Genomic DNA, 25,286 nt, shown 5'->3' with positions numbered 1-25,286 from the left:
CTGGCAGCCTCACAGCTTGGCGATGGACACCTCGGTGGACTTGACCAGCGCCACGACATCGGAGCCCACCACCAGGCCCAGCTCATCCACCGAGCGCGTGGTGATGACCGACGTGACCACGCCCCAGGGCGTCTGCACATCGACTTCGGAGACGACGTCGCCGCGGATGATTTCGCGCACCTGGCCCTTGAACTGGTTGCGCACGTTGATGGCTTGGATGGACATGGTTTTCTCCTGGGATCAAAAAAGGGAAGGCGGAAACAAAGGAACAGGGCAAGGCCCGGGGGCTAGACGGCCCAGCGCAGGCCATGGGCCGGCACGCCGGGCCATGCCGTGGTGTCGGTCAAGGGGTTGGATTCGGGCTCGGTCGCGGGCTTTTGCAGCACGCGGTCGAGGATGCGCTGCTCGATGGCGGCCAGCGCCGCGCTGCCGTGCGCGCGGGGCCGGGGCAGCGCGATGCGTTCATCCAGCGCGATGCGGCCGTCCTCGATCAGCACCACGCGGTCGGCCAGGGCCACGGCCTCCTGCACGTCGTGCGTGACCAGCAGCGCGGTGAAGCCATGGCGCTGCCACAGGCCTTCGATCAGGCGGTGCATCTCTATGCGGGTGAGCGCATCCAGCGCGCCCAGCGGTTCGTCCAGCAGCAGCAGTTGGGGCCGATGCACCAGGGCACGCGCCAGGGCCACGCGCTGGCGCTGGCCGCCGGACAGGCGTGCCGGCCATTCGCCCTCGCGGTCGGCCAGACCCACCTGGGCCAGCACCTCGCGGCCGCGCTCCTGCGCCGAGGCCGGCAGGCCCAGCGTGACATTGGCCAGCACGCGCCGCCAGGGCAGCAGGCGCGCGTCCTGGAACATGATGCGCGTGCCGCCCTGTGCGCCCTGCACGGCGCGGGCCGGTTCGCCGTCCAGCAGCAGGGTACCGGCCGTGGCCTGCTCCAGGCCTGCGACCAGGCGCAGCAAGGTGCTCTTGCCGCAGCCGCTGCGGCCCACGATGGCGACGAATTCGCCGGGCTCCACCTGCAACTGCACCTCGTGCAGTACCTCGCGCTGGCCGTAGCGCTTGCTCAGCGCACGCGCCTGCAGGCGGGTGCCGCTGCGCTGCACGGGCACGGCGGATGCACGCTCCAGCGCATCGTCGTTCTGTGCCAGGCGGTCGCTGACGTCCAGCCCCTGGGCATCGAACGAGGCCTCCCAGGCCATGGCCGGTGCCGTGGTGTTCAGCTCCACGGCCTGCGCCAGCGTCGTCTTCATGCGGGTCCATCTGCTCATGGTCTGCTCCTTTGCCGAATTCATCACTTGGATTGGTAGCCCGGATGCCAGCGCAGCCACCATTGCTCCAGCCCGCGTGCAAACCAGTCGGCCAGCTTGCCCAGCAGGGCGTACAGCAGGATGCCGACCAGCACCACGTCGGTCTGCAGGAACTCGCGGGCGTTCATGGTCAGATAGCCGATGCCCGACTGCGCCGAGATGGTCTCGGCCACGATGAGGATCACCCACATCAGGCCCAGCGAAAAACGCAGGCCCACCAGGATGGAGGACAGCGCGCCCGGCAGGATGACCTCGCGGTACAGCTGCCAGCACGTGAGGCCATAGCTGCGCCCCATCTCGATCAGCGCCGGGTCCACGTTGCGGATGCCGTGGAAAGTGTTGAGGTAGATGGGAAAGAACACCGAGACGCTGATCAGGAACAGCTTGGCGCTCTCGTCGATGCCGAACCACAGGATGACCAGCGGAATCAGCGCCAGCGCGGGGATGTTGCGCACCATCTGGATGGTGGAGTCCAGCAGCGTTTCGGCCCAGCGCAGCGAGCCCGTGAGCAGGCCCAGCGCCAGCCCCAGACCGCCGCCGATGGCCAGGCCGCTGAGCGCGCGGCCCGCGCTGACCTGCACATGCTTGAACAGTTCCCCGGACGCGGCCAGCGCCTGTGCGGCACGCAGCACGTCCAGCGGCGCAGGCAGCACCCGCGTGGACAGCCAGCCCCAGGCCGAGGCGGCCTGCCAGACGGCGATCAGCGCCAGCGGCACCAGCCAGGGCACCAGGCGGCGGCCCACGCCGGCCGCAAAGCGCAGCAGCGGCGACCAGGAATCGCCAGCCGGAGGGGCCGAGGCGGCCGGCAGCGCAGTAACGGTACGTGCATCGGACATGAGCACTCCTTCAGCTTTGCGACGCGCGCGGCGAGTACAGGTTGGCAACGGTCTCGCCCAGGGGCCCGCCCACGCTGCCAGCCAGCCTGTCGCGCACGGACAGCGGCAGCAGCGGGAAGACCAGTTCGGCAAAGCGGTAGGCCTCTTCCAGGTGCGGATAGCCGGACAGCACAAAGGTGTCTATGCCCAGGTCCGCGTACTCCTTGATGCGGTCGGCCACGGTCTGCGCATCCCCCACCAGGGCCGTTCCCGCGCCCCCGCGCACCAGGCCCACGCCGGCCCAGAGGTTGGGGCTGATCTCCAACTCGGCGCGCGTGCGGCGGCTGCCACCGGCATGCAGGGCTGCCATGCGGCGCTGGCCTTCCGAGTCCATGCGCGCGAAGGCGGCCTGGGCCTGGACCACGGTCTCGTCCTTGAGGCGACTGATCAGGCGATCGGCATCGGCCCAGGCCTCTTTCTCGGTCTCGCGCACGATGACGTGCAGGCGGATGCCGAACTTCACGCTGCGGCCATGGCGCGCCGCCTTCTCGCGCACATCGGCAATCTTCTTGGCCACCTCGGCCGGGGGCTCGCCCCAGGTCAGGTAGGCATCGACCTGCTCGGCGGCCAGGTCGTGCGCGGCCTCGGACGAACCGCCGAAGTACACGGGCGGATACGGCTTTTGCAGCGGCGGGAACAACAGCTTGGCGCCCTTGACCGAGAGGTGTTCACCTTCGTAGTCGAGCGTGCCGCCCTCATGGCTGCGCTCAAGGATCTCGCGCCAGATGCGGATGAACTCGGCCGATTGCTCGTAGCGCTGCGCATGGTCCAGGAAGACGCCGTCGCCCTCCAGCTCGGCGCGGTCGCCGCCCGTGACCAGGTTGATCAGCAGCCGCCCGCCCGACAGGCGGTCGAACGAGGCCGCCATGCGCGCCGCCAGGCTGGGCTGGTGCAGTCCGGGACGCACGGCGACCAGGAACTTCAGGCGCTTGGTGACCGGAATCAGGCTGGAGGCGACGACCCAGGGGTCCTCGCAGGAGCGGCCCGTGGGAATCAGCACGCCCTCGTAGCCCAGGCTGTCGGCCGCGATGGCGACCTGCTTGACATAGTCGTGGCTGAGCGGGCGGGCGCCCTCGGCCGTGCCGAGGTAGCGGCTGTCGCCGTGGGTGGGAATGAACCAGAAAACCTGCATGCGCTGCTCCAGTCAGGGGACGAAATCGAGGAAGGAAATCAAAGGGCGGAAGAAGGGCGTGCCGCCGCAGGCTCGGCCAGCCGCGCGTACTCGGCCGCCGAGGGCCGCCAGACGATGTCGGCCACCTGTACCTGGCGCGGAATCAGGCCCAGCCGAAAAAATGCATCGGCCACGCGCTGCTGGTCCACCACGGTCTGCGCAGCCAGCAGGCCCACCGGGGAGCTGGGCCGGCGCGCAATGAAGCGGCTGACCACCGCCGCATCCAGGCCGCTGAAGCCGGCCACCAGGGCCACGGCCTCCTGGCGTGCGCTCTGGGCCAGGCGATCGGCGCGCGTGAGCTCGTCGAACAGCGCGCGCAGCACCTGCGGATGGCGCTCCACCAGTCCGCGCGCGGCCAGGTAGAACGAGGCGTTGCCCGACAGGCCTTCGCCATTGGCGAGCACGCGCGGGCGAATCGCCAGCTCGGTGGCCGCGTAGAACGGGTCCCAGATGGCCCAGGCGTCCACGCTCTTGCGCTCGAAGGCGGCGCGCGCATCGGCCGGGGCCAGGTACACGGGCTGGATCTCGTTCCAGGCAAGGCCCGCCTTGTCCAGCGCACGCACCAGCAGGTAATGGGCACTGGAGCCTTTTTGCAGCGCCACGCGCCGGCCCTTGAGGTCGGCCAGGGTGCGCAGCGGCGAGTCCGTCGGCACGAGGATGGCCGAGCTTTCGGGCTTGGGCGGCTCGGCGCCCACGTACAGCAAGTCCCGGCCCGCGGCCTGGGCAAAGACCGGGGGTGAATCGCCGGTCAAGCCGAAATCCAGGCTGCCTGCGGCCAGGGCCTCCAGCAGTTGGGGACCGGCCGGAAACTCCAGCCAGCTGACCTTGGTGCCTGCAAAGCGCTTTTCCAGCACGCCCTGCTGCTTGAGGATGACCAGGTTGACGGCCGACTTCTGGTAGCCGATGCGCAGTTGCTCCGGCCCGGCCACGGCGGCCGCTGTCTCGGCGCGTGCGTACTGGCCGGCCAGACTCCAGCTGAAGGCGGTGGTGCCCAGCAGTTGCAGGGCCTGGCGGCGCACGCGGTCCAGGCGGGGCTTCTTGGAAATGGCGTTCATGGTGCGGACTCCTTGCAGTGGGCTCAGGGACGCGATGCGATCAGGTCCACGGGCGCGGCATGCAGCAGGTTGAGCTTGCGGGGGATGAGCTTGAGCTCGAAGAAGGTGTCGGCGATCTGCTGCTGCTCGGCCAGGATCTCGCGCGTCACGGACGAGGTGCCGAAGCGTGCGCGGCTCAGGTACAGCTCGGTGATGGACTTGTCCAGGCCCAGGATGGTGGACAGCTCGGCGGCGGCCGCCGCCTGGTTCTTAGAGGCCCAGCGGTCAATGCCATCGACCTCTTCGATGGCGATGCGCAGCACATCGGCATTGCGCGTGGCGTAGTCGCGCGAGGTGAAGTAGTAGGCGCGGTTGTTGACCACGCCGGTGGCGTCGGCCAGCAGGCGGGCGTCCAGCGTCTTTTGCGCGGCAGCCAGGAAGGGGTCCCAGATCAGCCAGGCATCGACGGAGCCGCGCTCGAAGGCGGCGCGCGCATCGGCCGGCGCCAGGAAGACAGACTGCACATCGCCGTACTTCAGGCCGTGCTTTTCCAGCAGCTTGACCAGGAAGTACTGCACGTTCGAGCCCTTGTTGTAGGCCACGCGCTTGCCCTTGAGGTCCTGCACGCTGCGGATGGGCGAGTCCTTGGGCACGATCAACGCCTCCAGCCCGGGGCGCGGCACGGTGGCGCCCGCATAGACCAGGGGTGCGCCTGCGGCCTGCGCAAAGATGGGTGGGGCCTCGCCCACATCGCCAAAGTCGATGGAGCCCACGTTCAGCGCCTCCAGCTGCACGGGGCCGGCGTTGAACTCGATCCAGCGCACCGACACGCCCAGTGGCGCCAGCCGCTTTTCCAGCGTGCCCCGGTTCTTCAGGATGGACAGCCAGCCCTTCTGGTGGCCCACGCGCAGGACGCGGTCACCCGCCTTGTCCTGGGCCAGGGCCGGGCCGCCCACCGCGGCGACTGCTGCGGCAAGGCCCGCGCCCAGCAGCTGGCGTCGGCGCCAGTTGGCTGTGTGTTGGGGGAAAGAATCGAACGAGACCATGACGGACATCCTTGGAAGAGTGGCGCGTGGCGCAGGCAAAGCGCTGCCCATGCATGCGCGCGGCATGCAGCCAGAAAACAAAAAAGGGAAGGCGGAGCAAGGGGCGGTCGCCTGCAGGGCCGGGCCTGCAGACACACCGCACAGAGTCGTCAGGCGCTACATCGCCGGCTGGTGAAGGCCACGGTCTCGAGGCGAAGAAAAGAGGTGGATGCCACCACGCCTGTCTTGCGCATCCGCGCGCCTGCCTGCGCCGTGCGGCGCGAAGCCTGCAAAGAGTGGCTGGAGATCAGGAAGATGGACATGGCGGATCGTGGTGGTTGAGGGAGGTCAGGCGGTGGGCGCCGGCCGGGCCGGCGCGCCGCACTCACTTCTTGGTGTAGATCTGGTCGAAGCTGCCGCCATCGGCAAAGTGGTCCTTGTCGGCCTTGGCCCAGCCGCCGAAGGCCTGGTCGATGGTGAACAGCTCCAGCTTGGGGAACTTGTCGGCGAACTCGGCCTTCACCTTGGCATCGGTGGGACGGTAGTAGTTGCGGCCGGCGATGCGCTGGCCTTCCTCGGAGTACAGGTACTTCAGGTACTCCTCGGCCACGGCGCGCGTCCCCTTCTTGTCCACGACCTTGTCGACCACGGCCACCGAAGGTTCGGCCAGGATGGAGATCGAGGGCACGACGATCTGGAATTTCTCGGGCCCGAACTCCTTGAGCGCCAGGAAGGCCTCGTTCTCCCAGGCCAGCAGCACATCACCCACACCGCGCTGCACGAAGGTGATGGTGGCACCGCGTGCGCCGGTGTCCAGCACGGGCACGTTCTTGAACAGCTTGCCGATGAAATCCTTGGCCTGCGCATCACCGCCGTACTTGCGCTTGGCAAACTCCCAGGCGGCCAGGTAGTTCCAGCGCGCGCCGCCGCTGGTCTTGGGATTGGGCGTGATCACCTGCACGCCGGGCTTGACCAGGTCGTCCCAGTCCTTGAGATTCTTCGGGTTGCCCTTCTTCACGAGGAAGACGATGGTCGAGCTGTAGGGCGCCGAGTTGTGCGGCAGGCGCTTTTGCCAGTCGGCCTTGAGCAGGTTGCCGTTCTTGACCAGGGCGTCGATGTCGCCCGCCAGCGCCAGCGTGGCCACGTCGGCATCGATGCCGTCGATGATGGAGCGCGCCTGCTTGCCCGATCCGCCGTGCGACTGCTTGATGCTCACGTCCTGGCCGCTCTTGGCCTTCCAGTGCCTGGCGAAAGCCTGGTTGTATTCCACATACAGCTCGCGCGTCGGGTCGTAGGAGACGTTGAGCAGCTGCACCGTCTGGGCCAACGCCGGCAGCGCCGACAGGGTCAAGCCCGCGATCAGGCCGGCGGCGACAGGAAACTTGATAAAGTGGCGGCGAATTTTCATTGGAGTGTCGGTTGAGGGTGGAAGCAACGGTCTTCGTGCCGTTGAAATGCATTCTCAAAGCGGACGCTTAAAACACAAACCAATAAGATTTCAGTTTGTTATTCCCAAAACATCTGAATCTGCACAGAACAGACAAAGGATCCAACTCCCCATGGCACGTACCGTTCACTGCATCAAGCTCGGCGTCGACGCTGAAGGCCTGGACTTTCCGCCCTATCCCGGCGAACTGGGCAAGCGCATTTTCGAGAGCGTGAGCAAGCAGGCCTGGGCCGACTGGCTCAAGCACCAGACCATGCTGGTCAACGAGAACCGCCTGAACCTGGCAGACGCGCGCGCCCGCCAATACCTGGCCCGCCAGATGGAGAACCACTTCTTCGGCGGCGGCGCCGACGCGGCCGCAGGCTACGTGCCCCCTTCGGCGTAAGCAGCCCTCGCCCCCTTTTGCCGCCCCCGCCGCACTGCGCCGGGGGCGGTTGCATTTGCGGCACCGCAAACGGCTGCCGCCGCGATACCGCCTACAATGCGCGCCTCGCTCTGCGGGCCGGTTTTCACCAGAGGTTTCCCGTGCTTCCATCCGTTTCCCTGCTGGAATCCTTCCAGGCATCGCAGTTCACCGTCATGCTGGTGATCTACCTCGTGGCCATCACGGCCGAGGCCATGTCGGGCGCGCTGGCCGCGGGCCGGCGCAACATGGACATCTTCGGCGTGGCGGTGATCGCCTTCGTCACCGCCCTGGGCGGCGGCACCATCCGCGACATGGTGCTGGGCCACTACCCCATCGGCTGGACCCAGCATCCCGAATATGTCTACCTGGTGATCTCGGCGGGCCTGCTGACCATCTTCGTGGCGCGCCACATGCACCATCTCAAGCAGGTCTTCCTGCTGCTGGACGCCATGGGCCTGATCGCCTTTTCGCTGATCGGCTGCAACGTGGCGCTGGAGCTGGGCTATCCGCCCGTGGTGGTGGTGATGTCGGGCATGCTGACCGGAATCAGCGGCGGCATCCTGCGCGACGTGCTGTGCAACCAGGTGCCCGTGGTGTTCCGGCGCGAGCTGTATGCCAGCGTCTCGCTGGCCGTCTGCCTGCTGTTCCTGGGGCTTCGCTCGCTGGATGTGGGCAGCAACACCAGCACGGCCGTTTGCTTCGCGGCGGGCCTGACGCTGCGCCTGGCCGCCATCCGCTTCAAGTGGCGCCTGCCCGTTTTCTCCTACCAGCAGCGCTGGGAGGAGTAGTTCCGCCTTTTCCCCATGTCCGAACCCATCGACTGGCTGCCCGACGGCACGCCCTACAGCCCGCGCTTCGGCGACCGCTACCACAGCGAACTGGGAGGGCTGGACCAGGCCCGCCATGTCTTCCTCGGCGGCTGCGGGCTGCCTCAGGCCTGGGCCGGCGCGCCGCAGTGGCGCATCCTGGAGACGGGCTTCGGCTTCGGCCTGAATTTCCTCGTGGCATGGCACGCCTGGAAGGCCGATCCCCAGCGTCCACGGCTGCTGCACTTCGTCTCCGCCGAGGCCTTTCCCGTCAGCGCCGACGCCATGCGCCAGGCCATGCCCCGGGACCCCGGCCTGCGTGCGCTGGCCGAAGAATTGGCGGCGCAGTTCCAGGGCCTGCTGCCCGGCGTGCACCGGCTGTGCTTCGAGCAAGGCCGCGTGCTGCTGACGCTGTACATAGGCGATGCCCAGGCCATGCTGCGACGCCAGCAGATCACGGCCGACAGCATCTACCTGGACGGTTTCACCCCTGCGCTCAACCCCGATCTCTGGAGCGCCGACACCGTGCGCGCGCTGGCGCGCCATTGCCGGCGTGGCACGCAGCTGTCCACCTGGTGCGTGGCGCGCACGGTGCGCGATGCGCTGGCCCAGCACGGCTTCCAGGTGCGCAAGGTGGCTGGCGTGCCTCCCAAGCGGCACAACCTGCATGCCGTGTACGACCCGGCCTGGCAGCCTCGCGGGCCGCGTGCGCAGGCCCAGGAGGCCATCGCGCCACAGCGCTGCCTGGTGCTGGGCGCGGGCATCGCCGGTGCGGCGGCCGCCGCCAGCCTGTCACGCCGGGGCTGGCAGGTCACCGTGCTCGATGCCGCCGAGGCCCCGGCCGCCGGCGCCTCGGCCCTGCCCGCAGGCCTGTTCTGCCCCCATGTCTCGCCCGACGACAGCCTGCTGTCGCGCCTGAGCCGCGATGGTGCGCGCATGGCGCTGGGCCAGCTGCGCATGCTCTCGCAGCAGGGCCTGCTGCGGCCCGGCACGGATTGGGAAGCCAGCGGTGTACTGGAGCATGGCGTCGAGGCTCCGCCCCGCCTGCCGCGCGAATGGCAGTCCCCCGGACCGGGTGATCATTGGAGCCTGCCTGCCAGCCCCGGGCAGTTGGCGGCGGCCGGCCTGCCCGGCGACGCACCGGCCTGCTGGCATGTGCAGGCCGGATGGGTGCGCCCCGCGCGGCTGGTGCAGGCACAGCTGGCACTGCCCGGCGTGCACTGGCAGGCCAGCGCCTGCGTGGCACGTCTTGCACGCCCGGACACCGCCCAGGCCTCGCAGGTCTGGCAGGCCTACGACGACGCCGGCGCACTGCTGGCCGAAGCGGAGCTCGTCGTCCTGGCCCTGGGCCCCGCCACGAACGCCCTGCTGGAGCACAGCCTGGGAGCCCAGGCATGCTGGCCCCTGCAGCCCATACGCGGCCAGGTGAGCTGGGATGTCCACACACCCGCCAGCCGGCAGGCCATGCCGCCATTTCCCGTCAACGGCCACGGCAACCTGGTGCCCGCCATGCCGCTGCCTGGCGATGCGTTGCGGCCGGGATGGGTCATGGGCTCGACCTTCGAACGCGACCGGACGGATCTGCCGCCCAGCCCCTTGGACCAGGCCGCAGCCCACGCGGCCAATGGCGCCAAGCTGGCGCGGCTGCTGCCTCGCACCTACCAAGGCCTGCATGGCTTCTTCGACGCACCGCCGCGCCCGACCTGGGGCGCGGTGCGCGTAGCCGCGCCCGACCGCCTGCCCGTGGTCGGCCCGGTGTCCGATCAGGCCCCGGGCCTGTGGGCGCTGACAGCCATGGGATCGCGCGGGCTCACGCTGTCGCTGCTGTGCGGCGAACTGCTGGCGGCACGCCTGCACGGCGAACCGCTGCCGGTGGATGCCCGGCTGGCGGCGGCCCTGGCCAGCGAACGCATGGACCGCAGGCGCTGAGCGCCTGGACGGCGGGCCATCCACACAATGGCCTGAAAGAAAACCCGAGTCTTCCCCCAGCCGGTTTTTTTGCCAATCGCTATATCCATTTATACACATCGATAGAATCCGGAACCTGTTTTCAGAAGGAAACAACCGCAGGCCCCGCATCCACACCCGCACACACAGAAGAACCGTGACCGCTCCGCACTCCGCCCGCGCATCCCACGCAACCGCCTTCCGCCTGCGCTCCTCGCTGCTGCATGCCCTGCTGCTGGCAGGCCTGGCCACCAGCACCCATGCCGCCGCCCAGTCCGGCACGCCAGCCGACGAGGCTTCGCAGACTTTCCAGCTGGGCACGGTCGATGTGCGCGATGCCCGCGACGCCGTACCCGGCGATGAACAGCGGATGGGTGCCACCGAGATGCGCCAGCGCAATGCCGATACCGTCTCCGACGCCGTGCGCCTGCTGCCCGGCGCCACGCTGTCGCGCAACAACCGCAACGAGGAAATGATCTACCTGCGCGGCTTCGATCCGCGCCAGGTCCCGGTGTTCGTGGATGGCGTTCCGCTGTATGTGCCCTATGACGGCTATGTGGACTTCGGCCGTTTCACCACCTTCGACCTGTCCGAGATCCGCGTGGCCAAGGCCGGTGCCTCGCTGATGTACGGCCCCAACACGCTGGGCGGAGCGATCAACCTGGTCACGCGCAAGCCCGTCAAGCCTTTCGAAGGCGATGCACGCATCGGTGCGGGTGTGGGCGGCGAGCGCAAGGCCGCCGTCAACCTGGGTGGCAACCAGGGCAGCTGGTACTACCAGATCGGCGCCTCCTACCTGGATGCGGACAGCTTTCCCCTGCCCAAGGGCTTCAGGGATTTCAAGAAGCAGCCCACCGACACCGGCAACTACCGCGAGAACGCCTACCGCACGGACAAGCGCCTGTCGTTCAAGCTGGGCCTGACCCCCAATGCCACCGACGAGTACGCGCTGGGCTATGTGCGCCAGGAGGGCGCAAAGGGCAATCCGGTGTACACGGGCAGTGCCACCGGCAAGAATGTGATCCGCTACTGGCGCTGGCCCTACTGGGACAAGGACAGCGTCTACTTCCTGAGCACCACGCGCATCAACGCCGACAACCTGCTCAAGACACGCATCTACCACGACACCTACCAAAACGGCCTGGACATGTACGCGGACGCGAGCTACACGCGCCATGACCCGACCAGCAGCTACAAGGACGTGAGCCAGGGCGCCAGCCTGGAATGGGCCAACTACAGCCTCAAGGGCCATGCGCTGCGCCTGGGCGCGCACTACAAGATCGACGAGCACACCGATGCCGCCTCGGCCAGGGATCCCAGCAAGCACTACCGCGACGTGACGCGCTCGCTGGTGATCGAGGACACGATGGCGCTGGCCGAACGCTGGAGCCTGAACCTGGCGCTGAGCCACGACCAGCGCGATGCGCGCGAGGTCTACCAGTGGCCCACAGGCTCGACCAGCGCCACCAACGGGGTGGCCAGGCTCGCCTATGCGCTGGGAGCCGGCGGCGAGGCCTATTTCATCGCCTCGCACAAGACCCGCTTTCCCACCATCAAGGACCGCTACTCGGCGCGCATGGGCACGGCCCTGGCCAACCCCGACCTGCAGCCCGAGACCGCCAACCACCTGGAGCTGGGCATCAGCGGCGTGCCCTGGCAGGGCGGCCAGGGCCAGGCGGCGCTGTTCTACAGCCGCGTGCGCAACCAGATCCAGACCGTGGTCGTCACCTCGAACGCCTGCGGTGGCACCACCTGCAACCAGGCGCAGAACGTGGGCCGCACGCGCAACATCGGCATGGAGCTGTCGATGGCGCAGCAGCTGGCGGCGCAATGGGGCGTGAACGCCAGCTACACCTATCTGAACCGGCGCAACACCAGCGACTCCAGCATCATGCTGACCCACACGCCGCGCCACCGCCTGCTGGCCGGCGTGCAGTGGCGCCCGCACGCGCAATGGGAGCTCAATGCCGAGGTCGAGACCGAGAAGGGCCGCTACGTGCCGCTGTCGGGCAGCGGCCAGTTGCAGGCGCTCAAGCTCTCGGGTTACGGCATCGCCAACCTGCGTGCACGCTACAAGCCGCGCAACGACATCACCGTGGACTTCGGCGTAGCCAACCTCGGCGACAAGTGGTACCAGTTCGATGACGGCCTGCCCATGCCGGGCCGCAGCTGGTACGTCAATCTCGGCTATCGCTTCTGAGCCCATGCAGCGCTTCAATGCCCGCCCGGCAGCAGGGGCACAACCCCGCCCCGCCACCGCGCAGATACCCAACGCATGGCAAGCTCCCATGACCGCACCCGCCACCCCGCCCTTGCCACCCGCCGTCGCTGGCTGGGCCAGGCGCTGGCGGGACTGGCCTCGTCCGCCCTGCTTCCCGTGCACGCCCAATCCTCGGCACTGGCCGCACGCATGGGCCTGATGCCCGATCCCGCGCGGCTGCGCCGCGTGTTCGCAGCCGGCCCGCCCGCCGGCGTGCTGGTGGCGGCGCTGGCACCGCACAAGCTGCTGGGCTGGCCCCAGCAGCTCGACGATACCTCGCGCGCCTACCTGGGCGGCCCGTTGCAGTCCCTGCCCCATCTGGGCCGGCTGTCGGGACGTGGCAGCACCATGCCGCTGGAGGCACTGCTCAAGCTGGAGCCCGACCTGGTGCTGGACGCGGGCACGGCCGATGCCACCTACGTCTCGGCCACCGAACGGCTCTCCCGCCAGACCGGCCTGCCCTGCGTGCTGGTCCAGGGCTCGCTGGCCGACCATGCACGCCAGCTGCGCGAGGTCGGCACTCTGCTGGGCGAGGCCGCGCGCGGCGAGATGCTGGCACGCCATGCCGATGCCGTCGCCACGCTGGCCCGGCGTGTGACCCAGGACCTGGCTCCCACCCAGCGCCCGCGCGTGTACTTCGGACGCAGCGCCAACGGCCTGGAGACCGGCCTGGCAGGCTCCATCAATGTGGAAGCCGCGGAATATGCGGGGGGCCGCAATGCAGCCGCCGATGCCGGGCGCGGCGGCCTCACGCGCGTGTCCATGGAGCAGATCCTGGCCTGGGATCCGCAGGTCGTCATCACCCAGGAGCCCGGCTTTGCCGAGCGCGCGCGCCAGGATCCGCTGTGGCGTGGCGTGTCGGCCATCCGCACGGGCCGCGTGCACTGCGCCCCGGTCTGGCCCTTCGGCTGGCTGGACGGACCGCCTGGCGTGAACCGCCTGATCGGCGTGCGCTGGCTGCTGGAAAAGCTCCACCCCCAGGCTCCGGCGATGCAAGGCCTGCCGCCCCTGGAGCGCGAGGTGCGCGACTTCTACCGGCTGTTCTACGGCGCAGATCTGTCGCCTGCCTTGCTGCAAAGGCTGATGGAGACTGCGCGTTGATTCCTCGACACCTGGGCTGGCTGACATCCCTGAGCATGCTGGCCACCGTGCTGCTATGGGCGCTGGCGGCAGGCCAGTTCGCGATCACACCGGAGCAGCTGTGGCAATCCATGCTGGCGCGCGCCACGGGCAGCGCCTCGCCCCTGCCCACCAGTGCCGAGACCGTGCTCTGGAGCATCCGCCTGCCGCGCATCGCGGCCGCCCTGGCCGTGGGCGCCACGCTGGCGGCCGCCGGTGCGGCCTACCAGGGCATGTTCCGCAACCCCCTGGTCTCGCCCGACATCCTCGGCGTCTCGGCCGGCGCCGGGCTGGGCGCGGTGCTTGGCATCTTCCTGGGCTGGTCCATGGCGGCCGTACAGGCCCTGGCCTTCGGCGGCGGGCTGGCCGCCGTGGCCGTGGTGGTGGCCCTCAGCGCCAGCGTGCGCCGGCATGACCCGGTGCTGGTCCTGGTGCTGGCCGGCATCGCGCTGGGCGCGCTGCTGGGCGCGGGCATCGCGCTGGTCAAGACGCTGGCTGACCCCCACACGCAACTGCCGTCCATCACCTTCTGGCTGATGGGCGGCCTGAGCGCCGTGACCCTGCCCGAGCTGGCCGCCACGGCGCCCGTGATGCTGGCCGCGCTGTCGCCACTGCTGCTGCTGCGCTGGCGCATCAACCTGCTGGGCCTGCCCGATGAGGAGGCCCTGGCCCTGGGCGTGCCCGTGGCGCGCCTGCGCCTGCTGCTGGTGGCCTGCGCCACGCTGGGCACGGCGGCGGCCGTGTCGCTGGCCGGCATCATCGGCTGGGTGGGCCTGGTCGTGCCCCATGTGGCACGGCTGCTGGTCGGCCCCAACTTCGTGCGCCTGCTGCCGGCCTCGGCCGTGCTGGGCGCGGGCTTCGTGGTGGCGGCCGACACGCTGGCGCGCAGCGCCGCACGCATCGAACTGCCGCTGGGCATTCTCACGGCCCTGGTGGGCGCGCCCTTCTTCCTCTACCTGCTCTCCCGCACGGGCCGCAATGACTGAGTTGCGACATCCACCCGTGCTGCAGACACTGGCCCTGTCCACGGGCCATGGCCGGCGCCGTGTCAGCGAGGGGCTGGACCTGGCCATCGCCCAGGGCGAGGTGCTGTGCCTGCTGGGCCCCAATGGCTGCGGCAAGACCACCTTGTTCCGCACCGTGCTGGGGCTGCTGCCGGCACTGGCCGGTGAAGTGCGCGTGCAGGGCCAGCCCGTGCAGAGCTGGCCGCGCACCGAATTTGCGCGCCGCGTGGGCTACGTGCCCCAGGCCCAGGCAGGGGTCTTCGGCTTCGAGGCGCTGGACATGGTGCTCATGGGCCGCGCCGCGCGGCTGCCGGCACTGGCGCGCCCCTCGGTCGCCGATCACGCGCTGGCGCTGGCCTGCATGGAGCAACTGGGCATCACCCACCTGGCATCGCGCCCCTACACCGAATTGAGCGGCGGTGAACGCCAGCTGGTGCTGGTCGCCCGCGCCCTGGCCCAGGAGCCCGCCCTGCTGGTGATGGACGAGCCCACGGCCAGCCTGGACTTCGGCAACCAGATCCGCGTGCTGGAGCAGATCGCCGCACTGCGCGCACAGGGCATGGCCGTGCTGCTGTCCACCCACCAGCCCGAGCATGCGCTGCAGGTGGCCGACCGCATCGCCCTGCTGGGCCGGGGCCGGTTGCAGGCCTGCGGGGCGGCTGCCGAGGTGGCGACGCCGGCTGCCCTGGCGGCTCTGTACGGAGTCAGCGAAGCCGCTGTGGCGGCACGGCTGCCGGGCAGCGCGCCCCCCCACATCAACGTGCATAGGCCCTGGGCATGCGCCACTTCCAGCCCGCCGGTGGCGCCAGGGGCCGGCCTGCCTCCTTGAGCAAGCGCTCCAGCAATTGCTGCTCGCTGTGGATGGACGGGTCGGCCAGCAGCCGTACAAACGGGGCGCCACCGTCCTGCATGGCGAGCGGAGCGGACTCGCGCATCAGCCAGTCCAGCTGCCGGCGCCGGGCCAGGGCTTCGGCCCGCCCGGCCGGGGTTCTGGCGAGCCGACGCTGCACGGCCAGTCCGACCCCCTGGTCCAGCACGGTCGACGAGCGCTCCACCAGCAGATGCGCCACATGCCGGCAGTCGGCTTCGCGCGTCGGAGCATCGCCCAGCGTCTCGGGCCTGCAGGCATCGAGCAACGTCTTGTAGCCCGGCAGCGCAAAGGCCGCCCAGATGCCTGTCGCCGTGGTGGCCGCGCCTTCCTCGGCGCGGTGTGGCGGGCCGCCGAGGGCCTGTCGCTCCTGGGCCGTGGGCAGATGGCGCAAGATCGCGGACTGCATCCAGCGCACGCCCTCATACATGTGCATGTCCGCATAGCGGCTTTCGCGTGCGGCCACCAGCAGCGCCTCAGGCCCCAGCGCCTGCTGCATCAACGCGGAGAAATTGTGGGGCTCCAGCGCCAGCCAGCCGCGCGCAGCCTCGGCCCGCTGCGCGCCTTCGTCCTCAGGCGTCTTGAAGGCCAGCAGCTGATAGGCCAGCGCATCCGGCCCGGCCCGCTCCAGCGCGGCCCGGCGCCAGCCCTGGGCCTGGCCGGCGGCGCTTTTGCCGCGGGGCGACAAATCGATGAGGATGGCGGCAAAGGCCAGGTCGCGCCCGGTGCCGGAACGGGCCAACTGCGCAGCCACGCGATACAGATACGCATCCCAGGCCGATTCCTGTGCGGATTCGTCGGATTCAGGCGCGCCGGATGTGTGCGTCTCGGACAACGGAGATGGGGCCGGGCTCTGGACCTCTGCCTGGACAGCGGTGGTCAACGCCCAGGCCAGCCCGATGGCGGCGCAACGGTTTCGCATTCTGGAATCCTCCCTGTGGCCGGCCAGCATATCGGCCCGTCCTGCGTCTGGCCCGTTCATCCCCACAACGCCTGCTGCCTTTGACTTATATCCATATCCACATACTTGCAGGACAAAACAATCGTTTGCTTCTATAAGGCCATTGCTTACATTCCCGTGCATGCAGAGTTCTGCGCGTGCCTGCCGGGGTTCCGGGGCCAACGCCGGTCCGGTGCCGCACAAGGACTCATGCACTGCCGCCACCAGCGGCCGTCGAAGACCCCACCTGCGAAGCGCCATGTACCAATACACCGAATTCGACAAACAGTTCATCCGCCTGCGTGCCGAGCAGTTCCGCGACCAGCTCGAGCGCTGGCAGGCCGGCAAGCTCTCGGAAGATGAGTTCAAGCCCCTGCGCCTGCAAAACGGCTGGTACGTGCAGCGCTACGCACCCATGCTGCGCGTGGCCGTGCCCTACGGTGAGCTGTCCAGCGCCCAGTTGCGCGTGCTGGCCCGCATCGCCCGCGAATACGACCAGCCCGATGCCGCCCTGCTGGCCGAGGCCCGCGCCACCCAGGACAAGCTGGGCGACATCCCGCTGCACGACGGCCGCCGCATCGGCTCCGACCTCAAGTACGGCTACGGCCACTTCACCACGCGCACCAACGTCCAGTACAACTGGATTCCGCTGTCCAAGGCCGCCGACGTGATGGACCTGCTGGCCACCGTGAACCTGCACGGCATCCAGACCAGCGGCAACTGCATCCGCAACATCAACAGCGATGCGCTGGCCGGCATCGCCGTCGACGAGATCGCCGATCCGCGCCCCTTCACCGAAATCCTGCGCCAGTGGAGCACGCTGCACCCCGAGTTCAGCTTCCTGCCGCGCAAGTTCAAGGTCTCGATCAGCGGCGCCGAGGAAGACCGCGCCGCCCTGGGCTGGTATGACGTGGGCCTGCAACTGCTCAAGAACGAGGCCGGCGAGCTGGGCTTCAAGGTGCGCGTGGGTGGCGGCATGGGCCGCACGCCCACCATCAGCCCCGTGCTGCGCGAGTTCCTGCCCTGGAACCAGCTGATGAACTACCTGGAAGCCGTGATCCGCGTCTACAACCGCTACGGCCGCCGCGACAACGCCTGGAAGGCGCGCATCAAGATCCTCGTGAAGTCCGAGGGCCAGAACTACGTCGACCAGGTCGATGAGGAATTCCGCCAGATCGTCGAGGTCGAGGGCGGCCCCCACACCATCACCCAGGCCGAGTACGACCGCGTGGCCGCCAACTTCCGCGAGCCCGAACTGGACCTGTCGCCCGCCAACGCCGAAGCCGAGACCCTGGCCCTGCTGCGTGCCGCCGCCGAGGAGGACAAGGACTTCGGCCGCTGGCTGACCAGCAACGTGCGTCCGCACCGCCACCCGCAGCTGCGCGCCGTGCTGCTGTCGTTCAAGCGCCCGGGCTATGCGCCCGGCGACGCCACGGGCGACCAGATGGATGCCGCCGCCGACCTGGCCGACCAGTTCTCGGCTGGCGAGATGCGCGTCACGCACGAGCAGAACCTGCTGCTGCCCTGGGTGCGCCGCGACCAGTTGCCCCAGCTGTACAAGGCGGCCAAGGCCCTGGGCCTGGCCAAGCCCAACATCGGCCTGCTGACCGACATGATCGCCTGCCCGGGTGGCGACTTCTGCTCGCTGGCCAACGCCCGCTCGCTGCCCATCGCCGAAGCCATCACCGAGCGCTACCAGGACCTGGACGAGCTGTGGGACCTGGGCGAGATCGACCTGCACATCAGCGGCTGCATCAACAGCTGCGGCCACCACCACAGCGGCCATATCGGCATCCTGGGCGTGGACAAGGACGGCAAGGAGTGGTACCAGATCACGCTGGGCGGCGCCGACGGCTCCCACCTGTCCGGCCCGGCCACGCCCGGCAAGATCATCGGCCCCTCGTTCAGCGCGGCTGAAGTGCCCGGCGTGATCGAGGCCCTGCTGGACACCTACCGCGCGCAGCGCCAGAGCGAAGGCGGCCGTTTCGAGACCTTCATCGCCACCGTGCGCCGCGTGGGCATCGAGCCCTTCAAGGCCGCCGGCAATGCCGCCCGCCACCCCGCCAAGCACACCGAGGAAGCGGCCGCCTGAGCCAGGTCAGAGCCGCAGGAGCACCCCATGAAAATCATTGCCGCCCAAGAACACCAAGGCCCCGCAGAAGGCGATACCCGCATCCTCGCGCTGGCCAATGACGCCGACCCCTTCGCCGCAGAGCTGGCAGGCATCGAGCGCATCGACCTGCACTTTCCCAAGTTCACCGACGGCCGCGCCTTCAGCCAGGCCCGCCTGCTGCGCACGCGACTGGGCTTCCAGGGCGAACTGCGCGCCACGGGCGACGTGCTGATCGACCAGCTGGTGCAGATGCAGCGCTGCGGCTTCGACGTGGCCGTGCTGCGCGAAGGCGTGGACATCGCCGACGCCCAGCGCCAGCTCGACCGGTTCCACGGCTTCTACCAGGGCGATGCCGTGCACCGCGAACCCCACTTCGTGAAGGCAGCCTGACATGGGCGCGCAGAGCTTTTTGTCGCGGCAGGCCTCGGCCAAGGCCACCGAAGTCAACGGCCGCGCCAGCAGCGGGTATGCCGACAAGCTGGCCGCCACCGAGGCCCTGCTGCGCGAAGCCGCCGCCCTGGGCGCCGACGCCGTGACCCAGGCATCGAGCCTGGGCGCGGAGGATGTGGTCATCACCGACATCATCCATCGCCTGGGCCTGGACATCCCCGTCTTCGTGCTCGATACGGGCGCGCTGCACACCGAGACCCTGGCCCTGCTGGAACGCACCCAGTCGCTGCCGGGCCTGAGCGTCAAGGTCTACCGCCCGCGGCTCGAATCGGTGATCCACTTCATCCGCGACAACGGCCAGGACGCCATGTACCGCAGCATCGAGCTGCGCAAGGCCTGCTGCGGCGTGCGCAAGATGGAGCCGCTGGCGCGCGCCCTGGCCGGCAAGAGCGCCTGGATCACGGGCCTGCGCCGCGAGCAGTCCAATGCCCGCGCCGACGTGCCTGCCGTGGACCGCAGCGAGGTCGAGACCAAGGGCCTGACCAAGTACAACCCGCTGACCGACTGGACCCAGGGCGACGTCTGGCACTACATCGCCACCCAGGGTGTGGACTACAACCCGCTGCACGACCAGTTCTACCCCAGCATCGGCTGCGCACCCTGCACGCGCGCCGTCAGCCTCGGCGAGGATTTCCGCGCCGGCCGCTGGTGGTGGGAAAGCGAGGATGCCAAGGAATGCGGCTTGCATGTCAAGAAGTGAAGCCGACAGGGTTTGACAAGAATCTGATTGGAAACCAAGAAATGAACGCCCGTGTGGACACCTCCGTGCTGAGCCATCTCAGCAACCGCCACCTCGACGCCCTCGAAGAGGAAACCATCTTCGTGCTGCGCGAAGTGGCCGCCGCCTTCGAGCGCCCGGCCCTGCTGTTTTCGGGCGGCAAGGATTCGCTGGTCATGCTGCGCTGCGCCGAAAAGGCCTTCGGCAAGGGCCGCATCCCCTATCCGCTGCTGATGATCGACACCGGCCACAACTTCCCGGAGGTCACCGACTTCCGCGACCTGCGCGCCAAGGAACTCGGTGCCGAACTCATCGTGCGCAGCGTCGAGGATTCCATGGCGCGCGGCACCGTGCGCCTGGCCCATCCGGGCGAGAGCCGCAATGTCCACCAGTCGGTGACGCTGCTCGAAGCCATCGATGAATTCCGCTTCGACGCCCTGATCGGCGGCGCACGCCGCGACGAGGAAAAGGCCCGCGCCAAGGAGCGCATCTTCAGCCACCGCGACAGCTTCGGCCAATGGCAGCCCAAGGCCCAGCGCCCCGAGCTGTGGACCCTGTTCAACACCCGCCTGGCCCCCGGCGAGCACTTCCGCGTGTTCCCCATCAGCAACTGGACCGAGCTGGACGTCTGGCAATACATCGAGCGCGAGCAGATCGCCCTGCCCAGCATCTACTACACCCACAAGCGCGAGGTGGTGGAGCGCCGCGGCCTGCTGGTGCCCGTGACCGAACTGACCCCGCCGCGCGATGGCGAACAGGTCGTGGTGCGCGACGTGCGCTTTCGCACCGTGGGCGACATCACCTGCACCTGCCCCGTGGAAAGCGATGCGGCCACGGCGGCCGACATCGTGCTCGAAACCCTGGCCGCCGACGTGAGCGAGCGCGGCGCCACGCGCATGGACGACAAGACCAGCGAAGCCTCCATGGAAAAGCGCAAGAAGGACGGATATTTCTGATGACCACCGCAACCACCGCCACCGCCGCACCCCAGACCGCCGCCGACGCGGCCCATGCCTCGGCCCTGCGCTTCATCACCTGCGGCTCCGTCGATGACGGCAAGAGCACACTGATCGGCCGCCTGCTCGTGGACACGCGTGCCGTGCTCCAGGACCAGCTGGCAGGCGTCACCAAGAGCGGCGAGACCGACCTGGCGCTGCTGACCGACGGCCTGTCCGCCGAGCGCGAGCAAGGCATCACCATCGACGTGGCCTACCGCTACTTTGCCACCGAAAGCCGCAAGTTCATCATCGGCGACGCGCCCGGCCATGAGCAGTACACGCGCAACATGGTCACGGCCGCCAGCAGCGCCGACGCCGCCGTGGTGCTGGTCGACGCCACCAAGCTCGACTGGAAGAACCCGCAGCTCGCCCTGCTGCCCCAGACGCGCCGCCACAGCCTGCTGGCCCACCTGCTGCGCGTGCACTCGCTGGTGTTCGCCGTAAACAAGCTCGATGCCGTCGAGGACCCGCAGCGGGCCTTCGCCCACATCCGGGGCGCGCTGGAGCGTTTCACGGCCGAGGCCGGCATCGCCTCGGCCGCCACCGTGCCCGTCTCGGCGCTCAAGGGCTTCAACGTGGTCAATGCCGAGCCCGGCTGGGCCGGCTATGACGGCCCCAGCCTGCTGCAGCTGCTGGAAAAGCTGCCCAACACGCCGGCCGACAAGGACCTGCCGCTGGCCTTTCCCGTGCAATGGGTCGAGAAATTCTCCTCCTCGGCCGATACCAGCCAGGGACGTCGCGTGTTCTGGGGCCGCGTGGCCGCCGGCGGCGCGCGCGTCGGCGATGCCGTGCAGATCCTGCCCAGCGGACAGCAGGCCGTGATTGCACAGGTGCTGGACCACGCCCGCGTGGCCGGCCCCATCGCCGCGGGCCTGTCGGCCGGCATCACGCTGGACCGCGAGGTCGACGTCTCGCGCGGCGACTGGATCGTGGCGGCGCCTGTCACGGCCGCTGCAGCCGCGGAGGATGACTTCGACACGCCCGAGGTACAGCCCGCCTGGCCCAGCCGGCGCGAACTGACGGCCACCGTGGCCTGGATGGACGAGCAGCCGCTGGTGCCGGGACGCACCTATCTGGCCCTGCACGGCCACCGCTGGATCAAGGCCAAGGCCCGCCGCGTCGTGCACCGCCTCAACATCCACACGCTGGCCCGGGAAGAGTCCGCGCAGCTGGAGCCCAATGCCATCGGCAGTGTGGAATTGCTGCTGCAGGAAAGCATCCCCGCAGCGCCCTTCGCACGGGCACGCCAGCTCGGTGCGCTGATCCTCGTGGACACCGCCAGCCACGCCACGGCGGGAGCCGCCCTGCTGGATTGAGCAACTGAGGTATCCCGCTTCGCGAGCCGGCACATGCCGGCTCGTGGGCTTTGGGGAAAACCGCAGCAGACCGCGTCAGAATCCTTGCCATGTGCAGGACTGACTCCTGAAAAATTCTAGAATCCCGGGTTGATACCGACATTCACACCGCAATAAAAGACTCCCATGACTCACGTCGTCACCGAAAACTGCATCAAGTGCAAATACACCGATTGTGTGGATGTCTGCCCCGTGGACTGCTTCCGCGAAGGCCCCAACTTCCTCGTGATCGATCCTGACGAGTGCATCGACTGCGCCGTGTGCATTCCCGAATGCCCGGCCAACGCCATCTTTGCCGAGGAAGACGTTCCCGCCGACCAGCTGGCCTTCATCAAGCTCAATGCCGAGCTGTCGCTGGAAAAAGGCTGGAAGAGCATCACCAAGCGCAAGGCCTCGCTGCCCGACGCCGACGAGTGGAACGGCAAGCCGGACAAGATCGGCCTGCTCGAACGCTGAAGCCGCATCACCCATGCCGAGTCCCATGCACGACGCCACCGACAAGCACCCGATCGAAACCGACGCGCTCGTCATCGGCGCAGGCCCGGCCGGCCTGTTCCAGGTGTTCCAGCTGGGGCTGCAGGGCATACGCTGCCATGTCGTCGATGCCCTGCCCCATGTGGGTGGGCAATGCGCGCAGCTGTACGGCGACAAGCCCATCTACGACATTCCCGGCATTCCCGTCTGCACCGGCCATGAACTGGTCGGGATGCTGCAGCGGCAGATCGCACCGATGGAGGCACGGCTGCACCTGTCACAGCAGGTCGCCCGGTTGCTGCGGCTCGATGACGGTCGCTGGCAGGCCGAGACCACCGAAGGCCTGCGGCTGCATGCGCGCAGCGTCTTCATCGCGGCGGGTGTGGGCGCATTCGTGCCCAAGGCACTGAAGGTGCCGGGCGTGGAGTCGCTGCTCCCTGGCCAGCTCCACTATCACCCGGCCAGCCTCGAAATGGCACGCGGCAAGACCGTCATCGTGCACGGCGGCGACGAAGAGGCCGTGGCTGCGGCCCTGGCGGCGGCGGACTTGGCCCAGACCACCTGCCTGCTGCACCGCCGGGATGCCTTCCAGGCCTCGCCCCTGCTGCTGGAGCGCCTCAGAGCACTGCGCGACAGCGGGGCCATCCACGTGGTGATCGGCCAGATCACGCAACTGCAATCCGATGCGGGCCGGCTGCGTGCCGTGCAATGGATGGATGGCGAGGGCCTGGAACACGAACTGGCCGCGCAGCAACTGGTGGTCTGCCTGGGCATCTCGCCACGCCTGGGCCCGGTCGCCGAATGGGGCCTGGCCATGGAGCGCAAGCAGCTTCAGGTGGATCCGGCCACCCTGGCCACCGATGCGCCCGGCATCTATGCCGTGGGCGACATCGTGACCTACCCGGGCAAACGCAAGCTGATCCTGTGCGGCTTCCACGAAGCCACCATGGCTGCCTTTGCCGCCGCCGAATACCTGCAAGGCGAAAAGCCGCTGCTGCAATACACGACGACCAGCGCCAGACTGCATGCGATCCTGGGCGTTTCGCATCCAGATACCTGAGTTGCGCCAGCGGGGCCGCACGACGCCAAAGATTCCTACAGTTTGGCAGGGCCCTGCCGATAGAGCGGGTAGCGTCCACTCCTGCACATCAAGCCTATGGTTGCCACCTTAGAAGCCCCTCCGAGCACCGCCGTCGCGCCGCAGGCCGATCCGCGCAGCTTCACCTTCCAGATGCCGCTGTTCCGGCCTGGCACACAGGTCACGCAGAACGGCAAGGCCGAAAAGGTCAGCCACGTCATCCTGCGCCGCCGTGAACTCATGGTCTACCTGGTCGGCCACGAAGATCCCGTCAAGCCAGAGCGCCTCAGCCTGGCGCCCACCCTGTTCACGACGCAGCGACGCGCCGAAGCACTGAACTGGATCCTCTGACCGGAGCCGGGCCAAGGCCCGGTGCCCTCGGAATTCAGGCCATGCCGCTCCGGGCCATCATCTGGCCCAGGCGCACGGGCGCCGCATGCGCCCATTGCTCGTTGAAACGCAGCCCGGCCGATGCGGGAAACAGCATGACGACGGTGGAGCCCAGCTGGAAGCGCCCCATTTCCTCGCCCTGCCCGATCACGATGGATTGATCGTCATAGCGCCAGTCCTGGATGCGGCCGGGCCGGGGAGGATTGACAATCCCGTGCCACACGGTCCCCATGCTGCCGACAATCGTCGCTCCGACGAGCACCAGCACCATCGGCCCATGGTCCGTATCGAAGACGCAGACCACGCGCTCGTTGCGCGCAAACAGGCCCGGAACGCCACGCGCGGTCGCAGGATTGACCGAGAACAGTTCACCCGGCACATGGATCATGCGCCGCAGCCGGCCCGCGCACGGCATATGGATACGGTGGTAGTCGCGCGGGCTGAGATAGATGGTGGCGAAATGCCCGTTGTCGAATTGCCGCGCCAACTGCGCATCGCCTCCGACCAGTGCCGTGGCGCTGTAGCTGTGCCCCTTGGCCTGGAAGATCTGCTCGCCCTGGATGGCACCGATCTGGCTGATGGCCCCATCCACGGGACAGACCCATTCGGCCGAGGCCAGCGGCCGCGCATCGGGCTTGAGTGCCCGCGTGAAGAACTCGTTGAAGCTGGCATAGGCGGCGGGATCGGGCTGCGCTGCCTCGGACATGTCCACACCATAGCGCGCGATGAAGCGCCGGATCACCGCCGTGGTCAGGCCGCCCGCCCGCGCCTGGGCCAGGCGCCCCATGACGGCAGTCAGCGCCTGCTTGGGCAGGAGGTACTGGGAGAGAACGGCAAATCGATCAGACACGGGGTTTGCTATAAAAGTAATAGAAGCTGTGGGCGGATTCTAGCCAACACGACGGCACGGCATCCCCGGCCACGCTCCGGGTAGCCGAAAATGCGCATCAAGGACGCAATCATCGGGTCGGCGGCGCTGTTGACTGCGGTGTTCAGGCCTTGAACTTCACGCAATTGGAGCCGACGCGGTACAATCCTCAGGTTAAGGTGTTGCCGGACTTTGTCCTTGCCGCACCGTTGTGATCCGGCCTTCTGTTCGGTCTGCGCCTCTTGCGCAGTGCACCCACCCCGCCCTTTCACGCCTCGGCCCACGCACCATGTCCAGTGGCCAGGCAAGGCTTTCGTGGTTCCGACGAATGAGCGCCGCAACTGACCTAGACCTGAGAGATTGAACACATGGCCAAAGAAGAACTGATTGAAATGCAAGGCTCCGTCACGGAAGTCCTGCCTGACTCGCGCTTCCGTGTGACGCTGGACAACGGACACCAGCTGATCGCCTACACCGGCGGCAAGATGCGCAAGCACCACATCCGTATCCTGGCCGGCGACAAGGTGTCGCTGGAGATGTCGCCCTACGACCTGACCAAGGGCCGCATCACCTTCCGCCACTTGGCCAACCGCGGCCCGGCGCCCGGCTCGCGCTGATCAAATATCGACCGAT

26 protein-coding genes are annotated in these 25,286 nt (G+C 68.4%); 16 read left to right on the top strand and 10 right to left on the bottom strand.

The window, feature by feature from the left end:
- Positions 1 to 9: 9 nt before the first annotated feature.
- From L1Z78_RS10020 to L1Z78_RS09985, 8 genes are all read right to left on the bottom strand, one after another.
- Positions 10 to 225, bottom strand: a complete 216-nt coding sequence (locus L1Z78_RS10020; protein ID WP_012206434.1) for a TOBE domain-containing protein — start codon at positions 223 to 225, stop codon at positions 10 to 12.
- Positions 226 to 287: 62 nt separating this feature from the next.
- Positions 288 to 1,268, bottom strand: coding sequence for an ATP-binding cassette domain-containing protein (locus L1Z78_RS10015; RefSeq protein ID WP_234641347.1), 981 nt, complete (start codon positions 1,266 to 1,268; stop codon positions 288 to 290).
- Positions 1,269 to 1,291: 23 nt separating this feature from the next.
- Positions 1,292 to 2,143 (bottom strand): aliphatic sulfonate ABC transporter permease SsuC, encoded by an 852-nt coding sequence (gene ssuC / locus L1Z78_RS10010; protein ID WP_234641346.1) that lies wholly within the window; start codon positions 2,141 to 2,143, stop codon positions 1,292 to 1,294.
- Between the two features lie 10 nt (positions 2,144 to 2,153).
- Positions 2,154 to 3,314, bottom strand: coding sequence for an FMNH2-dependent alkanesulfonate monooxygenase (ssuD, locus tag L1Z78_RS10005; protein WP_234641345.1), 1,161 nt, complete (start codon positions 3,312 to 3,314; stop codon positions 2,154 to 2,156).
- A gap of 38 nt (positions 3,315 to 3,352) precedes the next feature.
- A complete protein-coding gene (locus L1Z78_RS10000) occupies positions 3,353 to 4,408 on the bottom strand; it encodes an aliphatic sulfonate ABC transporter substrate-binding protein (RefSeq protein WP_234641344.1) in 1,056 nt (351 codons plus the stop codon).
- A gap of 23 nt (positions 4,409 to 4,431) precedes the next feature.
- Positions 4,432 to 5,433 carry a sulfonate ABC transporter substrate-binding protein gene (locus L1Z78_RS09995; protein WP_234641343.1) on the bottom strand — a complete coding sequence of 334 codons (1,002 nt, stop codon included), beginning with the start codon at positions 5,431 to 5,433 and terminating at the stop codon, positions 4,432 to 4,434.
- A 149-nt stretch (positions 5,434 to 5,582) separates the two neighbouring features.
- Positions 5,583 to 5,735 (bottom strand): hypothetical protein, encoded by a 153-nt coding sequence (locus tag L1Z78_RS09990; protein ID WP_234641342.1) that lies wholly within the window; start codon positions 5,733 to 5,735, stop codon positions 5,583 to 5,585.
- Between the two features lie 62 nt (positions 5,736 to 5,797).
- A complete protein-coding gene (locus L1Z78_RS09985; RefSeq protein WP_234641341.1) occupies positions 5,798 to 6,820 on the bottom strand; it encodes a sulfate ABC transporter substrate-binding protein in 1,023 nt (340 codons plus the stop codon).
- 151 nt (positions 6,821 to 6,971) lie between these two features.
- Between L1Z78_RS09985 and L1Z78_RS09980 the strand changes: the two genes are divergently transcribed.
- The 7 genes from L1Z78_RS09980 (at position 6,972) to L1Z78_RS09950 (ending at position 15,230) form a co-directional block, all read left to right on the top strand.
- Positions 6,972 to 7,244: an oxidative damage protection protein gene (locus tag L1Z78_RS09980; protein WP_234641340.1), complete on the top strand. Its 273-nt coding sequence runs from the start codon at positions 6,972 to 6,974 to the stop codon at positions 7,242 to 7,244.
- A 140-nt stretch (positions 7,245 to 7,384) separates the two neighbouring features.
- Positions 7,385 to 8,053 carry a trimeric intracellular cation channel family protein gene (locus L1Z78_RS09975; protein WP_234641339.1) on the top strand — a complete coding sequence of 223 codons (669 nt, stop codon included), beginning with the start codon at positions 7,385 to 7,387 and terminating at the stop codon, positions 8,051 to 8,053.
- Between the two features lie 15 nt (positions 8,054 to 8,068).
- Positions 8,069 to 10,000 (top strand): FAD-dependent 5-carboxymethylaminomethyl-2-thiouridine(34) oxidoreductase MnmC, encoded by a 1,932-nt coding sequence (gene mnmC / locus L1Z78_RS09970; protein ID WP_234641338.1) that lies wholly within the window; start codon positions 8,069 to 8,071, stop codon positions 9,998 to 10,000.
- A gap of 175 nt (positions 10,001 to 10,175) precedes the next feature.
- Positions 10,176 to 12,218, top strand: coding sequence for a TonB-dependent receptor plug domain-containing protein (locus tag L1Z78_RS09965; RefSeq protein ID WP_234641337.1), 2,043 nt, complete (start codon positions 10,176 to 10,178; stop codon positions 12,216 to 12,218).
- Between the two features lie 75 nt (positions 12,219 to 12,293).
- Positions 12,294 to 13,379 carry an iron ABC transporter substrate-binding protein gene (locus L1Z78_RS09960; RefSeq protein WP_234641336.1) on the top strand — a complete coding sequence of 362 codons (1,086 nt, stop codon included), beginning with the start codon at positions 12,294 to 12,296 and terminating at the stop codon, positions 13,377 to 13,379.
- Between the two features lie 35 nt (positions 13,380 to 13,414).
- Positions 13,415 to 14,383 carry a FecCD family ABC transporter permease gene (locus L1Z78_RS09955; RefSeq protein WP_234642139.1) on the top strand — a complete coding sequence of 323 codons (969 nt, stop codon included), beginning with the start codon at positions 13,415 to 13,417 and terminating at the stop codon, positions 14,381 to 14,383.
- Positions 14,376 to 15,230, top strand: a complete 855-nt coding sequence (locus L1Z78_RS09950) for an ABC transporter ATP-binding protein (protein WP_234641335.1) — start codon at positions 14,376 to 14,378, stop codon at positions 15,228 to 15,230. Before L1Z78_RS09955 ends, L1Z78_RS09950 begins: the two co-directional genes overlap by 8 nt.
- Here the strand turns inward: L1Z78_RS09950 and L1Z78_RS09945 are convergent.
- The gene (locus tag L1Z78_RS09945; RefSeq protein ID WP_234641334.1) at positions 15,157 to 16,191 is read right to left on the bottom strand and encodes a hypothetical protein; all 1,035 of its coding nucleotides are present in this window, start codon (positions 16,189 to 16,191) and stop codon (positions 15,157 to 15,159) included. The genes L1Z78_RS09950 and L1Z78_RS09945 overlap by 74 nt on opposite strands.
- Positions 16,192 to 16,468: 277 nt before the next feature.
- On the opposite strand from L1Z78_RS09945, the gene L1Z78_RS09940 reads away from it, so the two are divergent.
- The 8 genes from L1Z78_RS09940 to L1Z78_RS09905 all read left to right on the top strand — a co-directional run bounded on the left by L1Z78_RS09940 (position 16,469) and on the right by L1Z78_RS09905 (position 23,746).
- The gene (locus L1Z78_RS09940) at positions 16,469 to 18,301 is read left to right on the top strand and encodes a nitrite/sulfite reductase (RefSeq protein ID WP_234641333.1); all 1,833 of its coding nucleotides are present in this window, start codon (positions 16,469 to 16,471) and stop codon (positions 18,299 to 18,301) included.
- Between the two features lie 27 nt (positions 18,302 to 18,328).
- On the top strand, positions 18,329 to 18,712 hold the full coding sequence (locus L1Z78_RS09935; RefSeq protein ID WP_234641332.1) for a DUF934 domain-containing protein: 384 nt from the start codon (positions 18,329 to 18,331) through the stop codon (positions 18,710 to 18,712).
- Position 18,713: 1 nt separating this feature from the next.
- Positions 18,714 to 19,472 carry a phosphoadenylyl-sulfate reductase gene (locus L1Z78_RS09930; protein ID WP_234641331.1) on the top strand — a complete coding sequence of 253 codons (759 nt, stop codon included), beginning with the start codon at positions 18,714 to 18,716 and terminating at the stop codon, positions 19,470 to 19,472.
- A 41-nt stretch (positions 19,473 to 19,513) separates the two neighbouring features.
- Positions 19,514 to 20,446, top strand: a complete 933-nt coding sequence (gene cysD / locus L1Z78_RS09925) for a sulfate adenylyltransferase subunit CysD (RefSeq protein WP_234641330.1) — start codon at positions 19,514 to 19,516, stop codon at positions 20,444 to 20,446.
- Complete coding sequence (locus tag L1Z78_RS09920; RefSeq protein WP_234641329.1) at positions 20,446 to 21,804, top strand: sulfate adenylyltransferase subunit 1; 1,359 nt, start codon at positions 20,446 to 20,448, stop codon at positions 21,802 to 21,804. The genes cysD and L1Z78_RS09920 overlap by 1 nt, the downstream gene beginning before the upstream one ends.
- A 165-nt stretch (positions 21,805 to 21,969) precedes the next feature.
- Positions 21,970 to 22,299, top strand: a complete 330-nt coding sequence (gene fdxA, locus L1Z78_RS09915) for a ferredoxin FdxA (RefSeq protein WP_234641328.1) — start codon at positions 21,970 to 21,972, stop codon at positions 22,297 to 22,299.
- Between the two features lie 25 nt (positions 22,300 to 22,324).
- The gene (locus L1Z78_RS09910) at positions 22,325 to 23,377 is read left to right on the top strand and encodes an NAD(P)/FAD-dependent oxidoreductase (protein ID WP_234641327.1); all 1,053 of its coding nucleotides are present in this window, start codon (positions 22,325 to 22,327) and stop codon (positions 23,375 to 23,377) included.
- Positions 23,378 to 23,473: 96 nt separating this feature from the next.
- Positions 23,474 to 23,746, top strand: coding sequence for a hypothetical protein (locus L1Z78_RS09905; RefSeq protein WP_418921687.1), 273 nt, complete (start codon positions 23,474 to 23,476; stop codon positions 23,744 to 23,746).
- A 34-nt stretch (positions 23,747 to 23,780) separates the two neighbouring features.
- On the opposite strand, the gene asd is transcribed toward L1Z78_RS09905, so the two are convergent.
- Complete coding sequence (asd, locus tag L1Z78_RS09900) at positions 23,781 to 24,635, bottom strand: archaetidylserine decarboxylase (protein WP_234641326.1); 855 nt, start codon at positions 24,633 to 24,635, stop codon at positions 23,781 to 23,783.
- Positions 24,636 to 25,021: 386 nt separating this feature from the next.
- On the opposite strand from asd, the gene infA reads away from it, so the two are divergent.
- Positions 25,022 to 25,270: a translation initiation factor IF-1 gene (gene infA, locus L1Z78_RS09895; RefSeq protein WP_234641325.1), complete on the top strand. Its 249-nt coding sequence runs from the start codon at positions 25,022 to 25,024 to the stop codon at positions 25,268 to 25,270.
- The last annotated feature ends 16 nt before the right edge of the window (positions 25,271 to 25,286 follow it).

The organism is Delftia tsuruhatensis (assembly GCF_903815225.1).
In the GTDB taxonomy this organism is placed as follows: domain Bacteria; phylum Pseudomonadota; class Gammaproteobacteria; order Burkholderiales; family Burkholderiaceae_C; genus Comamonas; species Comamonas tsuruhatensis_A.
Note: the sequence above shows the minus strand (reverse complement) of the source record. Positions and strands in the feature narration are given on the sequence as shown.